Source organism: Salinisphaera orenii subsp. orenii MK-B5 (genome assembly GCF_003788635.1).
GTDB classification, from domain to species: domain Bacteria; phylum Pseudomonadota; class Gammaproteobacteria; order Nevskiales; family Salinisphaeraceae; genus Salinisphaera; species Salinisphaera orenii.
On sequence record NZ_AYKH01000004.1, the window covers coordinates 1 to 13,944 of the forward strand.

The following is a 13,944-nucleotide window of genomic DNA, read 5'->3' on the forward strand; positions in this document are numbered from 1 at the left end:
CGGGTGTCGGTTCCGGCTGCGGCTCGGGAATCGGTTCCGGTGCGGGCTGTGGCTCGGGCTCGGGTGTGGCTTTTTCGGCCGGCTTCTCGGGTTCGCTCGGCGGCTCGCGGGTGGTGTTGTCCGCGGCCCGCTGTTCGGGCTGCGGCGCGCCCTGTTCGGGGGCGAGTGCGATACGCACGCCCTGGTTGCCGGCCGAGCCGCCGGTCAGCGTCGTCTCGACCTGGAAGCGCACCAGCAGCGCGGCGTGCGCGACGAGGGCGATCGCGAGGACGACCAGCCAGTGTCGAAAACGGATTCGCGTCATGAGTCGTCGTGGCGCGTCAGCAGATTGACCTCGGCGATGCCGAGTTCGCGCAGCAGGTCGAACACGGCGGTGAGTTCACTTGCCTTGAGTCCGCCGTCGGCACGGATCTGGAGGGGCTTGTCGTCCGGCCAGTCGACGAGGGCCTCGCGCAGCGCCGCGTCGTCGATGCGCTCGCCGCTCATGGCGAGTTCGCCGTCGGCGGATATCGACAGCACCCGCGATTCCAGCTGGGCCGACTCCTCGGTCTCGGCGGTGCTCGGTGGTGTCAGGCTGAAGGGCGGACTCTGGGTCAGCACCCCCGCCAGCATGAAGAAGATCAACAGCAGGAAGACGACGTTGATCAGCGGCAGGATGTTGTCTTCCGTGGACCGCGGCCGCTTCGGCGGGGGCACGATCATGGGGCGGCACCGCCGGTGGTCGACAGCGACATCGGTGCCACGCCCGCGCCGGACAGGGCATCGAGCGCGGCGACGGTCGCCTCGAGATCGGTCTCCGCGTCGGGCTGGACGATCACCGCCGAGATCTCGTCCGCCTCACGGGCGGCGATCAGCCGCGCGGCCAGCTCGCCGGGCGCATGGGTCTGGTTGCGATAGCGCAGGCTGCCGTCGGCGAGCACCCGGATCACGGCGGGCGGCGTCTGGCCGGGGGTGGCCTCGGTGGTGCCGGTCGCCAGCCCGATCGGCCGCCAGTCGGTGAAGCTCGTGGCGAGCATGAAGAACACGAGCAGGATGAATACGACGTCGATGAGCGGCGTCAGGCTGATCGTGTGCTTGCGCCGCTTGAGCGTTTCAATATGCATGCGAGGCGCGGCGGCTGCCGGCGTCGGCCTCGCCGGGGGATTCGTTCGAACCGGACTCCGGTTCCGCGAACGGCGTCGCGGCGTGATCGAAGCCGGTGGCCTCGTGGCGGGTGAAAAAGCGGGTGAGCGTGTCCTGCATGTCCTCGTGCAGGCGCTCGACGATCCGCTCGAACCAGTTGAGCACGGCGACCGCCGGGATCGCCACGATCAGGCCCACGGCGGTGGTCAAGAGCGCCTCCCAGATGCCGTCGGACAGCACCGACGGATCGACCTGGCTGCCGGCGCTGGCCAGCTGCTGGAAGGCCGAGATCATGCCCATGACCGTGCCCAGCAGACCGATCAGCGGCGCCAGGGCGCCGATCACCTCCAGCGGGCGGAAGTAGTGGCGCATCCGGCTGAGGTGGCGCGCGCCCACACGAGCGGCCTCCTCCCGCACGATGGCCGTGTCCGCACCGGAGGCGACCCCGCGCATGGCCACCGCCAGCGTGTCGGCGATCGGGTTGCGCTCGGCGGCCAGCGCGGCGATAGCCTGGTCGCGTTCGCCCGCGCGCCACTGCGACAGCGCCGGCGTGATGAAACGCCGCCGGCCCACGCGAACGCTGGCGTACTGCCAGAGCTTGAGCAGCGCGATGGCGAAGCCGAAGATCGACATCACGCCCAGAACCGCGACCACCGGACCGCCCAGACGCAGCAGCTCGAACAGACCGGCGAGATCGAGGACGGGCGAACTGTCTGGCGTCATGGCGTCGTTTCCTTGGCGTGAGTGCAGCGCGATGCGGCGCAAACAAGGCGAAGCAGTATGGCGCAAAAGCGCGCTAGATGCGAACGATTATTATTAACCGGCCTGGCTTCTTGTCCTTGCTGACGGCGGCGAGGACGCGTTGCAAAGACATGGGCCTACGCCTTTCGTCTTATGCAGACAAAGCCGCCAAATGCGTATGCTGACAGTGTTTGCGATCGCTTTACGGAGTATTCATGGCCGACAACAAGATCGAATCCGTCCTGAAGGAGGATCGTCAGTTCGATCCGCCCCAGGCGTTTCTCGACGGCGCACATCTCAAGCCGTCCGAGATCAACGCCCTGCGCGAGGCCGCCGAGGCCGATCACGAGGGTTTCTGGGCCCAGCAGGCCAAGGATCATCTGGATTGGCACAAGCCCTTCTCGCAGGTCCTCGATGATTCGGACGCCCCGTTCTTCAAATGGTTCGCCGATGGCGAGATGAATGTCGCCTACAACTGCCTCGATCGGCATCTGGCGACCCGCGGCGACAAGACCGCGATCATCTTCGAGGGCGACGATGGCGAGGTCGAGCACATCTCCTACAGGGAGCTGCATGCGCGCGTCTGTCGCTTTGCCAACGCCCTGAAAGCCAAGGGTCTGGGCAAGGGCGATCGGGCGGTCATCTATCTGCCCAACATTCCGCAGGCGGCCGTTGCCATGCTGGCCTGTGCGCGCATTGGTGCGATCCACTCGGTGGTCTTCGGCGGCTTCTCGGCGCCGGCGCTGCGGGACCGCATCGACGACGCCGAGGCCAAGATGCTGATCACCGCCGACGGCAACTATCGCGGCGGCAAGCTGATCGCGCTCAAGGAGGTCGCCGACCAGGCGCTGTCCGAGGGCTGCGCCTCGATCGAGACGGTGGTCGTCTACAAGCGCTCGGGCACCGACGTGACCATGGCCGACGGTCGCGACGTGTGGTGGCACGATATCGTCGACGGCCAGGCCGACGAGTGTGAGCCGGAATGGGTGAACGCGGAGCATCCGCTGTTCATCCTCTACACCTCCGGTTCCACCGGCAAGCCGAAGGGCATCCAGCACGCCTCCGCGGGCTACCTGCTCGGGGCGATCTGCAGCTGCCGCTGGGTCTTCGATCTGGGTGACGATGACGTCTTCTGGTGCACGGCCGACGTCGGCTGGATCACCGGTCATACCTACATCACCTACGGCCCGACCGCCTGCGGCGCCACCCAGGTCATGTTCGAGGGCGTGCCCACCTATCCGGAGCCGGATCGCTTCTGGAAGATGGTGGACACGCATCAGGTCAGCATCTTCTACACCGCGCCGACCGCCATCCGCGCGCTGATGAAGCAGGGCGACGAATACCCGCAGCGCCACGCGCTGGACAGCCTGCGCATCCTCGGTACGGTCGGCGAGCCGATCAACCCCGAGGCCTGGATGTGGTACCGGCAGGTGATCGGCAAGGAGCGCTGCCCGATCGTGGACACCTGGTGGCAGACCGAGACCGGCGCGCACATGATCTCGCCGCTGCCGCAGACGACGAGCACCAAGCCGGGCTCGGTGACCTATCCGCTGCCCGGCATCGTCGCCGACATCCTCGACGAATCGGGTGCCCCGATAACCGATGCCAACGCCGGCGGCGTGCTGGTCATCACCAAGCCGTGGCCGTACATGCTGCGTACGATCTGGGGCGACCCGGACCGCTACAAGGAGACCTACTTCGGCATGTACGACGCCCACACCTATGTGGCGGGCGATTCGGCCCAGCGTGATGAGCAGGGCAACTTCCGCATCCTCGGCCGCATCGACGACGTGGTGAACATCTCCGGTCATCGCATGGGCACGATGGAGGTCGAGTCCGCCCTCGTGGCCCACAGCGCGGTCTCCGAAGCGGCGGTGGTCAGCCGCCCGCACGACGTCAAGGGCGAATGCATCGTGGCCTTCGTCATCCTCAAGAACGACGACGGCAACGACAAGCTGGCCAGCGATCTGCGCGACTGGGTCGCCCAGCAGCTGGGGGCCATCGCCAAACCCGAGGAGATCCGGTTCGCCGACGGTCTGCCGAAGACGCGCTCCGGCAAGATCATGCGCCGGCTGCTGCGGACCGTGGCCCGGGGCGACGAGGTGACCCAGGACGTGTCGACGCTGGAGAATCCGCAGATTCTCGATCAGTTGCAGGCCAAGGGCAGCTGACCCGCGCCTGCGCCCCGTCAGGGGGTGGCCGGGCCGGTTACGGTGCATCGCGCCGGCCGGTCCGGCCTTTTTTATGGATATCGCCCGGCCGCGGTCGCGAGCGGCGGCCGGGCGCGGCGTCATCGGGCCGCCTTTTTGGTTAGACTGACGGCCATCAGAGCCCGGCTTGCGCCGGGTTTTTCGGTTTATCGGGAGGCATTCCAGTGAACGACCCAGTGAACGACAATATCGTCATCGCCGCCGCCGGGCGCACCGCCATCGGCCGCTTCGGCGGCACGCTGGCCGACGTGTCCGCGGTCGATCTCGGCGCCCACGTCATCCGTGGCCTGCTGGCGAATCACGGCATCGCGGCCGACGCCGTCGACGAGGTGATCATGGGGCAGGTGCTCACCGCCGGCGAGGGCCAGAATCCGGCTCGTCAGTCGGCGATCCGGGCCGGTCTGCCCGACACCGTGCCGGCCATGACCATCAACAAGGTCTGCGGCAGCGGTCTCAAGGCGGTCATGCTGGCCGCCCAGGCGGTCGCGCTCGGCGATGCCGAACTGGTGGTCGCCGGCGGTCAGGAGAACATGAGCAGCGCGGCGCACGTGCTGCCCGGCTCGCGCACCGGCAAGCGCATGGGTGACTGGGCGCTCGTGGACACCATGATCCGCGACGGCCTCTGGGACGCCTTCAACGGCTATCACATGGGCCAGACCGCCGAGAACGTGGCCCAGAAGTACCGCATCTCCCGCGAGGAACAGGACGCCTTCGCCGCGCGTTCGCAGCAGCGCGCCGAGGAAGCGCTCAAGCACGGGCGTTTCGAGGACGAGGTGCTGCCGATCGAGGTGCCGCAGAAGAAGGGCGATGCCATCGCCTTCGCCCGCGACGAGGGCCCGCGTCCGGGGGTGACCGCCGAGGGGCTGTCCGGCCTCAAGCCCGCGTTCACGCGTGACGGCAGCGTCACCGCGGGCAACGCCTCGGGGCTCAACGACGGCGCCGCGGCCGTGGTGGTGACCACGCAGGCCCGGTGCGAAGCGCTGGGGCTGACGCCGCTGGCCACGCTCGCCGGCTATGCCAGCGCCGGCGTCGACCCGGCGCTCATGGGCATCGGGCCGGTGCCGGCCAGCCAGCGCTGCCTGGCCCGCGCCGGCTGGGCGGTGCCCGATCTCGACCTGATCGAGGCCAACGAGGCCTTCGCCGCCCAGTCGATCGCCGTCGGCCGCCAGCTGGATTGGGACATCGAGCGGGTCAACGTCAACGGCGGGGCCATCGCCCTCGGGCACCCGATCGGTGCGTCCGGCTGCCGCATTCTGGTCACGCTGATCCACGAGATGCGGCGGCGCGACGCCCGGAAGGGGCTGGCGACGCTGTGTATCGGCGGCGGTCAGGGCGTGGCGCTGGCGCTGCAGCGCTAGGCCACACGCGCACCAGGACGGGGCGCGGACGACCGCGGCGCCGGTTCCGGGGCCGCGTCGAAGGGCCGGTTTGCGGCTGTCGGCCGCCGGTCGGCGCCCGAAAAGCCGGGTGAGCGGCATCGCGTCCGGCCGAAAACTGGCACCAGTCTTGCTTTAGCAACAGTGCACAGCGACCTGCGCCGTATTGCTCTCCTCCAATGCGCCCGCGCGACATCTCCTCCGGTCGTTGTGTCAATCGCGGCTTCCGGCCGGTGCATCGCACCGGCCGGTTTTCTATGGTCCGGCGGCTTTGATCAGTCGCGCCACGGCGTCGTTGGCGAACGATCCCCCGGGGCCTCGATCAGACGACGGGTGAGCAGCGTTCCGTCCGCCACGTACAGCTCGATCAGCGCCTGGCGATAGCCGATGAAGGCATCGATGCGATCCAGCCGTGCGGTGAGCAGGTCGCGCTGGGCCTGGGCCACCAGCAGGGCGGTCGAACGTCCCACTTCGAAGCGCGCCCGCTCGGCCTCGAGCGTGCGTTCCCGCTCGCGCACGGTCACCGCCGACGCCTCGATCTGGGCGGCCGCGCGATCGGCCTCGATCAGCGCGTAGCGGACATCCGACTCGATCACCCCGGCGAGATTCTCCAGGCTGGCCTCGGCCTGCCGCCGGCCGGCCCGGGCGCGCCGATCGCGGGCCCGGGCCGCGCGGTTGCCCAGCGGATACTCGAATTCCAGCGCCCCGGACAGATCGTAGGTGTTGCGATTGTCGAGGGTGTCGTAGGCGCGGCCGTAGTTCTCGCCGAAGCCGGTCTGGCCGAGGGTCACGAACAGGTCCAGCCGCGGCAGCAGCCCGTTGCGGGTGGCCACGACCTCGAGTTCGTTGCGGGCCAGCTCCAGCCGCGCCTGGTTGATCTCGGGGCGGCGCCGGCGGGCCAGGTCGACGTATTCGCCGGCGGTGTCGAGCGGCGCGGCCTCGGTGGCCACGGGCGTGGTCGGCTCGATCGCACGCTCGAAGCGGGTGCGGCCGGGCACGCTGATGAGTTGCAGCAGCCGCGTGCGCAGCCGGCGCGCCTCGGCGCGGCCGTCGATCAGGTCCTGGCGCCGGCGGGCGGCCTCGGCGGCGAAGGCGGCCTCCTCGACCTCGGCAACGGTGCCGGCCTCGATACGGGCGCGGGCCTCGCGCGACTGCCGTCGGGCGACTTCGAGCGCGTTTTCGAGGATGTCGATCCGCCGGCGCGCGCCGAGATAGTCCCAGTAGGTGGATTCCACGTCCGCGACCAGTGACGTCACGAAGCCGCGCAGCTCGTAGGCCGAGGCCTGGACATCGGCGCGGGCCTGGCGCAGCGCGACCAGATTGGTATCGATACCGAAACCGCGCAGCAGGGCCTGGGTGATGGAGAGGCCGGCGCGGGTGCCCGCCTGTCGCGGCGAGCGGTTGGACTCGGACAGGTCCTGTTCCAGGCTGATCTCCAGCTCGGTGCCCGTGGGCAGGGTCTGGCGCAGGCCGGCGCGGGCCGTCTCCTGCTCGCTGCGGACATCGAAATTCTGCTGGATGTCCTCGGAGACGCGCTCGGTGACCTCCCGCGAGCGTTCCACGGTGGCGAACACGCTGGGGTCGAACACGGCGCGCTCGACGGCCGCGAAGGTGCCGGCGATGATCGGCTGCTGGCGTTCGGCACGCAGCGAGGCGTTGTGCTGGATCGCGAGGGCGACCGCTTCCTCGACCGACAGGTCCAGGGTGCCGCGGGCGCCGACCTCGGTCAGTTCCGGCGGCAGCACGAGATTGTCCGCCTCCACCGCGGCGGCGGTCAGGCTGGCCGCGCTCGTCGCCAGCAGCAGACCGGCCAGCGCCGCGATGCGCCGGCTCATGCCGCGCCTCCGCGCGGCGGCCAGGCGCGATGCACGCCGGCGTAGACCACGGGGATGACGATCAGCGTGATCAGCGTGGCCGTGGTCATGCCGCCGATCACCGCCCGCGCCAGCGGCGCCTGCGATTCCGAGCCCTCGCCCGCGCCGATGGCCAGCGGTACCAGCGCGAACACCGTCGTGGCCGCGGTCATCAGGATCGGGCGCAGGCGCCGCCGCCCGGCTTCGCGCACCGCGGCCAGCGCGGCGAGTCCGTCGCGCTGCAGGGCGTTGGCCTGATCGACGACGAGAATCGCGTTGTTGACGACGATGCCGATGAGCATGAGACAGCCCAGCAGCGACTGCGAGTTGAGCGTGGTCCCGGTGGCGGCGAGCGTGGCGACCACACCGATCAGCGCCAGCGGCACCGTGGTCATCACGATCAGCGGATCGATCAGGGATTCGTAGAGACAGGCCATCACCATGTACACCAGCAGCAGGGCGAGCGCGACGTTGATGCCCAGCTCGCGGAACGCCTCCACCTGTTCCTCGTATTCGCCCACCAGCTGCATGTCGTAGTTGGCCGGCAGCGCGATGTCGTCGAGGGCGGCCTGCACGTCGGCGACCACCGAGCCGAGATCACGATCGGCCACGTTGGCATAGACCGAGACCAGGCGCTGCTGGTTCTGGCGCTCGATCACGATCGGGCCGACGGCCTCGACGATCGTCGCGACGTCGCCCAGTCGCACGCGCGCGCCGTCGCGGCCCGAGCCGCTGACCGGCACCGGCAGATCGAGGATCTGCTCCGGGGCGACCTGCATCGGGTCGTTTAACTGCACCCGCACGCGCACCTCGTCGCCGTCGTCGAGATAATAGCCGGCGTTGGTGCCGGCGATCGCGGTCTCGACCGTCTCGCCGATCGCTTCGACCGTCACGCCGCGGTCGGCAGCGGCATCGCGGTCGATGATGATGTCGCGCTGGGGCGCGCCGCCGGTGCGCGAGGCGCGCACGTCGGTGATGCCGCCGATGCCGGCGATCGCGGTCTGCAGCCGGCCCGACAGCCGTTCGAGCACGTCGAAGTCGTAGCCGCGCACCTCCACCTGCACGCTCTCGTCCTCGCCGCCGAAATCCAGCATGCGGAAGAAGAACGGCTGACGCACCCGCACGCGCACCTCGGTGTCGGGCAGGGCGCCGATCGCGGCCCGCAGGTCGGCGGCGACGTCGGCGCTGGAACGCTCGCGCGCGGCCGTCGGCGGCAGTTCGATGCGGATATCGGCCTCGGCGCCGGCGTCGGCGCGATAGCTGCCGCTGCCCACGCTCGTGACCACCGACAGCGCCTCCGGCACCTGCGCGCGCACGATCGCCTCGGCCTTGCGGGTCTGGGCGTCCATGACGTCCAGGCGGGTGCCCGGCGGCATCTCCAGATCGACGCGGACCTCGCCCTCGTCCGAGGCGGGCATGAATTCGGTACCGAGCTGGCCGAAGCCGGCGAGCGCGGCGAGGCTGGCGAGACCGGCCGCCAAAAGCACCCGCCGCGGTGCCGCCAGCGCGGCGTCGAGCGCGCGCCGGTAGCCGTGGTGCAGGCGATCGTAGAGACGGCCGGCGCGGGCGAACAGCGACTGGACGGCGCGCGAGCGCGGCGGTTGAGCCAGCCCAACCACGCGTGCGGTGAGCATCGGCATGAGTGTCAGCGCGACCGCCAGCGAGCAGGCCAGCGCGAAGGCCACCACCACCGCGAGCGTCTGGAACAGCTGGCCCGAGAGCTCGCGCGCGAACAGCATGGGGATGAAGATCGCGAGCGTGGTCAGCGTGCTGGCGATGATCGCCCCGGCGACTTCGTCGGTGCCCGCCACGGCCGAGGCGAGCCGATCCTCGCCGAACTCGCTGCGTCGTCGCTGGATGTTTTCGAGCACCACGATCGCCGAGTCGACCATCATGCCTACGCCCAGCGCCAGTCCGCCGAGGGTCATCAGATTCAGGGTGTAGCCGGCGCCGTACATGAGCCCGAAGGTGGCGATCAGCGACACGGGGATGGCCAGCGAAACCGCCAGCGCGGCGCGCAGATGGCCGAGGAAGACCAGCAGCACCACGAACGCCAGCACGCTGCCGTAGATCAGCGCCCGCGAGACGTTGGCGATGGAGCGATTGATGTAGTCCGCGGTGTTGAAATAAGCGCTGATGCGGACCTGGGGGAACTCGCGGTTGAGTTCGGCGATTTCGTCGGTGAGCCGGCGCGCGACCTCGACCGTGTTGGCCCCCGACTGCTTGCGTACGCCCATGCGCACCCCGCGCTCGCCGTTGATGCGGATTAGGCGTTCCTCGCGCTGCTGGGTATCGACCACGGTGGCGATGTCGCCGAGCGTGATCGGCGTGTCCTCGCGCATGAGCACCACCGCGCTGCGCAGATCGTCGAGATCGCTGAAGCGCCCCGGCGTGCGCAGCACCAGTTCCTGGTTGCCGATCTCGATCGAGCCCGCGGGCAGGTTGCGGTTGGCTGCGGCGAGCGTGTCGCGGATGTCGGTCAGCGACAGATCCAGCGCGCGCACCCGGTCGAAATCCAGATTCACCTGAATCTCGCGCTCCGGTTCGCCCCAGATCTCGACCGCGGCCACGCCCTGGATCTGCTGTAATCGATAGGACAGCTGGTTGTCGATCAGCCGGCGCAGCTCGATGGGATCGATGGTGCTGGCCAGGCCGAGGCCCATCACCGGCAGATCGGCGGTGTCGAACTTGCGCAGCCGCGGCCGGCTGGCGTCGTCGGGCAGGTCGTCGAGTTCGGAGAACAGCCGGTCGCGGACGTCGTTGGCGGCGGCGTCAATGTCCACGCCCCAGCCGAAGCGCAGGGTGACGTCGGTCGTGCCCTCGACCGAGGTCGACTCCATCTCTTCGAGCCCCGGGGTGGCGGCCACCGCCTGTTCGACCGGCCGCGTGACCAGTTCCTCCATGGTCTCGGGGGCGGCGTTCTCGTAGTCCACCGAGACGGTCAGCGTGGGGGTCTCGATGTCGGGCAGCAGGTCCACCGGCAGCCGCATCAGGGCCACGCCGCCGAGCAGCAGCGCGATCGCCATGACCATGCAGGTGGTGATCGGCCGGGCGACCGCGAACGCCGGCAGCGATCTCATGGCGTGGCCGGCGGCTCCGCGTCGCCTGAGTCGCCGGCGTCGAAGTCGACCGCGATGCCGTCCTCGAGCTGCGCCTGGCCCAGGGTCACGACCTGGCCGTCGAGGCTGGCCGGGCTGCGGATGGCGGCCCGCTCGCGGTTACGGAAGGCGACCTCGACCGCGTGGAAGCGGGCTACGCCGGCTGCCTCGTCGACGAGGAACACGCCGGTCTCGCCGCCGCGTTCGACCAGAGCGGCCCGTGGCACCACGGGCGCGGCCTCGAGGTGCTCGGCGACCAGACCGATGCGCACGAACATGCCCGGCGCGAGCCGGCCGCCGTCGTTGTCCACCGACAGCTCCACGCGGGCGCGTCGGGTGTCCGGATCGAACACCGGCGCGATGCGCTCGATCACCGCGCCGTGGGTGGCCTCGGCCGCACCGGCCACGCGCAGGCGCGCGCTCCGGCCCACGGCCAGTTGGGTGTAGATCGCCTCCGGGACCTGGATCACGGCGGTCAGCGGCGTGACCGAGACCACGCTGAGCAACGACGTGTTGGCCGCGACCGTGTCCCCGGGCTCGACGCTGCGCTCGCCCACCACGCGTTCGCCGTCCGCGCCGGGCCAGTCGGCGTGGATCTCGGTGTAGCCGAGCCGCACCCGCGCGGTCTCGACCCGGGCGCGGGCCTCGGCGATGCCGGCACGCGCGACCGACAGCGCCGAGCGGGCGTTGGCCCCCTGCGACTCGGCCTCGTCGAGCTCGGCGTCCGGGGCGATGCCCTTGTCGTTGAGCGAGCGTACCCGCGACAGCGTGCGCCGGGCGTTGGCGGCGTCGCTTTCGGCCCGATCGAGCTCGGCCCGGGCGACTTCCAGCTGGGCGTCGGCCTCGGCCAGCGCCTGGCGGTATTCGTTGTCGTCGAGGGTGACCAGCAGGTCGCCGCGCGCGACCGTGTCGCCGATATCCACCGTCACGCGCTCGATCTGGCCGGCGATCTTGGGGGCCACCGTGAGCCGGGCGCTGGCCTCGAGGCTGCCGGAGAACTCGCGAAGATCGTCGATCGCGGCGCGCTCGACGGGCGTGATCTCGACCGCCACTTCCCGGGTCGCCGCGGCGGCCTCGGTCGGCTCGGGCGCCGACCACCAGTACAGCGCCGCGGCGACAAGCGCGGCAACGCCGAGGACGACAAGCAGGCGACGCGTCGTCATCCGGACGGAGGGTTCGGCGGAGCGGAGCGCATCCGTCTAGTGTAGATCAAAGTAGTATCGAATAATCGTTACGCACCGGGCGATTGCGCGAGGCGATGGATATCCGGTACAACAGATCATGCGTCAAGGCGCGGTCACATGTCCGCGCGAGAATGACGACGCGGCAACCGAAGAGGATGATCCCGTGGACGTGATTCCACGCATACTCAAGCTCGATGCCGGTGGTCTGCCCGTGGAATGGGTGGATTGGCGGGAAGCGGTGAGTCTCTACTTCACCGACAAGATCGCCTGGGAGGCCGGCAGCGAGAAGATCTGCCTGCGCGGCGGCCGGTCGCGGGAGACCGGCATCCGCAGCGAGCTGGCGATCGATTCCATCATCGCGGTGCGCGACCGCTCGCATCGCTTCGCCCGCAATCTGGTCCCGGCCCTGACCCGGCGCGAGCTCTATCACCGCGACGGCGGGCTCTGTCTGTACTGCGGCACCCGCCTCGGCTTCAGCCAGATGCAGATCGAGCACGTCGTGCCGCGCTCGAAGGGCGGGGTGCACGAGTGGACCAACGTCGTGTCCACCTGCGAGGCCTGCAATCGCTACAAGGATGACCGCACGCCCGAGCAGGCCGGCATGTCGCTGCTGGCGCTGCCCTACGAGCCCAATCTCGCGGAATGGCTCATCCTCGCCAATCGACGGATCCTGGCCGACCAGCAGGCCTTTCTGGAACGCCTCGCCCCGAGGCGCCAGCGCCTCACCGTCTGAGCGTCGGCGCTCGCGAAACCGCCGGTCTCGCGGTCAGCTGGAGGTGGCCGAGAAGACCTTCTTCAGCAGGGCCGTGCCGCGCTCGGCGGGGTTCTCGCGAATCGCGCGCTCCTGCTCCCCGATCACGGCGAACAGACCGTCCAGCGCCTGCCGGGTGACATAGTCGTCGAGATTCAGGTCCATCCCGGGTACGAACGACAGCATCGGCTTGGCGCGCGAGGTCAGCGCGCGGTAGGCGGAGGCGGCCTGGGACTGGGCCGTGGTCCGGGCCACGATCGGCTCGAACTTGTCGGCCAGCGCCTCGCCGGCGTGGTCGCGCAGGTATTCGGTCGCTGCGGTGTCCGAGCCGCGGAGCACGGCCAAGGCGTCGGTCACGCTCATGGCGTTGATCGTCTCGCGCAGAATCGGTCCGGCCTCCGCGGTGGCCTGTTCGGCCGCGCGGTTCATGTGGAGTTGCAGGCCGTCGAGCCGCTCGCCGTAGCCGGCCTGGCGCAGCATGCCCGCGGCGCTGTCCATCCAGCCGGGCAGCGCGATGCGGCGGGCCTCGTCGCCCCAGAATCCGTCGCTGCGGCCCAGCTGCGTGACCGCCGCCGAGGCGCCGTCGGCGAGGGCGGCCTTGAGGCCGGAGACGACCTCGCTCTCCGGCAGCTGGCGAGCCGCGCTCGTGCTGTCGTCGCCGTTGACCTGGTCGACGAAGGCCTTGAAGCGATCGCCCAGATCCTGGGCGCCGGCCGCGGCCGTGGCGAACAATGCGCCGGTGGCGAGAAGAGTGACGAGTCGGCGTCGCATGGCGGCTCTGATCGAAGGCTGTAGCGGCATGGTAGCGCGGGCGCCTGACCGCCGGCTTACGCGCTGCGGATGGCGTTGTGGGATGGTGGCCGTATGCGCGCGCCTCTTCGCGAACGCGACCGCGACCGCGTCTGCGTAGGCGGCGATGCGGCGGCGGGCCCGTGTCCGTGCCGTGCCGGCGCCCTCCGTGCCGGTCGGTCGGCCGCGTTGTCGAGAGGGCTTGTCGGCGTCAGGATGTGGGCTATGAACATCGCCCGCGATCGCATCACGGCCGGCGTGCTCGCCGGCGGCCGGGGCCGGCGGCTGGGCGGGGTCGATAAAGGCTGGTATCGGCTCGACGGGCAACCGCTGATCACGCGCACGCTGGCGCGGGTGGCGCCCCAGTGCGCCGCGGCGGTGATCAGCGCCAACCGCAGCCTGGCCCGCTATCGGGCGCTCGGACATCGCGTGGTTCCCGACGACGGCGGTGATTTCGACGGCCCGCTGGCCGGCATCGCGGCGCTGCTGCAGGCGGCCGCCACGCCGTACGTGCTGATCGTGCCGGTCGACACGCCGGCGCTGCCGCTGGACCTGGCGGCACGGCTGGGGGCGGCGCTGCATGCCTCGGCCGACCTGGCCGTGGCGAGCTGCGCGGGGCGGACGCAGCCGCTGCACGCCCTGCTGCGTCGCGAGCTGCTGGCGGATCTCGAAGCCGCGCGCGCCGACGGCGTACGGGCGGTTCATGCCTGGCATCGGCGGCTGACGTGCGTGTCGGTCGCCTGGCCCGACTGCGACGCCTTCGCCAACGTCAACGCCGAGGCCGATGCCCGCGTGATCGCCGCGCGGCTGTAGTCTGGCC

The 13,944-nt window shown here is 70.1% G+C and carries 11 protein-coding genes and 1 pseudogene; 4 read left to right on the plus strand and 8 right to left on the minus strand.

What is annotated here, in order from left to right; all coding sequences use genetic code 11:
* The 4 genes and pseudogenes from SAOR_RS03080 to SAOR_RS03095 form a co-directional block, all read right to left on the minus strand.
* A pseudogene (locus SAOR_RS03080) lies at positions 1-304 on the minus strand (hypothetical protein); the annotation flags it as partial.
* The gene (locus SAOR_RS03085) at positions 301-702 is read right to left on the minus strand and encodes an ExbD/TolR family protein (RefSeq protein WP_123630174.1); all 402 of its coding nucleotides are present in this window, start codon (positions 700-702) and stop codon (positions 301-303) included. The gene SAOR_RS03085 and the pseudogene SAOR_RS03080, both read right to left, overlap by 4 nt.
* Positions 699-1,103, minus strand: a complete 405-nt coding sequence (locus SAOR_RS03090) for an ExbD/TolR family protein (protein WP_123630175.1) — start codon at positions 1,101-1,103, stop codon at positions 699-701. The genes SAOR_RS03085 and SAOR_RS03090 overlap by 4 nt, the downstream gene beginning before the upstream one ends.
* Positions 1,093-1,845, minus strand: coding sequence for a MotA/TolQ/ExbB proton channel family protein (locus SAOR_RS03095; RefSeq protein WP_123630176.1), 753 nt, complete (start codon positions 1,843-1,845; stop codon positions 1,093-1,095). Before SAOR_RS03095 ends, SAOR_RS03090 begins: the two co-directional genes overlap by 11 nt.
* A gap of 233 nt (positions 1,846-2,078) precedes the next feature.
* Here SAOR_RS03095 and acs point away from each other — a divergent pair, with 233 nt between their 5' ends.
* Positions 2,079-4,034, plus strand: a complete 1,956-nt coding sequence (gene acs / locus SAOR_RS03100; protein WP_123590528.1) for an acetate--CoA ligase — start codon at positions 2,079-2,081, stop codon at positions 4,032-4,034.
* Positions 4,035-4,249: 215 nt separating this feature from the next.
* Positions 4,250-5,431, plus strand: coding sequence for an acetyl-CoA C-acetyltransferase (locus SAOR_RS03105; protein ID WP_123630260.1), 1,182 nt, complete (start codon positions 4,250-4,252; stop codon positions 5,429-5,431).
* Positions 5,432-5,724: 293 nt separating this feature from the next.
* Here the strand turns inward: SAOR_RS03105 and SAOR_RS03110 are convergent, their stop codons facing one another.
* The 3 genes from SAOR_RS03110 to SAOR_RS03120 are packed head-to-tail and all read right to left on the minus strand — an operon-like array spanning position 5,725 to position 11,563.
* A complete protein-coding gene (locus tag SAOR_RS03110; protein WP_123590526.1) occupies positions 5,725-7,284 on the minus strand; it encodes a TolC family protein in 1,560 nt (519 codons plus the stop codon).
* Positions 7,281-10,382 carry an efflux RND transporter permease subunit gene (locus tag SAOR_RS03115; RefSeq protein ID WP_123630177.1) on the minus strand — a complete coding sequence of 1,034 codons (3,102 nt, stop codon included), beginning with the start codon at positions 10,380-10,382 and terminating at the stop codon, positions 7,281-7,283. The genes SAOR_RS03110 and SAOR_RS03115 overlap by 4 nt, the downstream gene beginning before the upstream one ends.
* Positions 10,379-11,563: an efflux RND transporter periplasmic adaptor subunit gene (locus tag SAOR_RS03120; RefSeq protein ID WP_123630178.1), complete on the minus strand. Its 1,185-nt coding sequence runs from the start codon at positions 11,561-11,563 to the stop codon at positions 10,379-10,381. Before SAOR_RS03120 ends, SAOR_RS03115 begins: the two co-directional genes overlap by 4 nt.
* A 184-nt stretch (positions 11,564-11,747) precedes the next feature.
* Here SAOR_RS03120 and SAOR_RS03125 point away from each other — a divergent pair, with 184 nt between their 5' ends.
* Entirely contained in the window at positions 11,748-12,317 is a 570-nt protein-coding gene (locus SAOR_RS03125) for an HNH endonuclease (protein WP_221179855.1), read from the plus strand.
* A gap of 33 nt (positions 12,318-12,350) precedes the next feature.
* Here SAOR_RS03125 and SAOR_RS03130 read toward each other — a convergent pair whose 3' ends face one another.
* The gene (locus tag SAOR_RS03130; protein WP_185015530.1) at positions 12,351-13,106 is read right to left on the minus strand and encodes a DUF4197 domain-containing protein; all 756 of its coding nucleotides are present in this window, start codon (positions 13,104-13,106) and stop codon (positions 12,351-12,353) included.
* 243 nt (positions 13,107-13,349) lie between these two features.
* Here SAOR_RS03130 and mobA point away from each other — a divergent pair, with 243 nt between their 5' ends.
* Positions 13,350-13,937 carry a molybdenum cofactor guanylyltransferase MobA gene (gene mobA / locus SAOR_RS03135; protein ID WP_123630180.1) on the plus strand — a complete coding sequence of 196 codons (588 nt, stop codon included), beginning with the start codon at positions 13,350-13,352 and terminating at the stop codon, positions 13,935-13,937.
* Positions 13,938-13,944: the final 7 nt, after the last annotated feature.

What these genes read in the sequence shown, in the direction of transcription:
- mobA (WP_123630180.1), top strand. Translation starts at nt 13,350, where the DNA reads ATGAACATCGCCCGCGATCGCATCACGGCCGGCGTGCTCGCCGGCGGC.
- SAOR_RS03090 (WP_123630175.1), bottom strand. Translation starts at nt 1,103, where the DNA reads ATGCATATTGAAACGCTCAAGCGGCGCAAGCACACGATCAGCCTGACG.
- SAOR_RS03110 (WP_123590526.1), bottom strand. Translation starts at nt 7,284, where the DNA reads ATGAGCCGGCGCATCGCGGCGCTGGCCGGTCTGCTGCTGGCGACGAGC.
- SAOR_RS03130 (WP_185015530.1), bottom strand. Translation starts at nt 13,106, where the DNA reads ATGCGACGCCGACTCGTCACTCTTCTCGCCACCGGCGCATTGTTCGCC.
- SAOR_RS03085 (WP_123630174.1), bottom strand. Translation starts at nt 702, where the DNA reads ATGATCGTGCCCCCGCCGAAGCGGCCGCGGTCCACGGAAGACAACATC.
- SAOR_RS03115 (WP_123630177.1), bottom strand. Translation starts at nt 10,382, where the DNA reads ATGAGATCGCTGCCGGCGTTCGCGGTCGCCCGGCCGATCACCACCTGC.
- SAOR_RS03120 (WP_123630178.1), bottom strand. Translation starts at nt 11,563, where the DNA reads ATGACGACGCGTCGCCTGCTTGTCGTCCTCGGCGTTGCCGCGCTTGTC.
- SAOR_RS03095 (WP_123630176.1), bottom strand. Translation starts at nt 1,845, where the DNA reads ATGACGCCAGACAGTTCGCCCGTCCTCGATCTCGCCGGTCTGTTCGAG.
- acs (WP_123590528.1), top strand. Translation starts at nt 2,079, where the DNA reads ATGGCCGACAACAAGATCGAATCCGTCCTGAAGGAGGATCGTCAGTTC.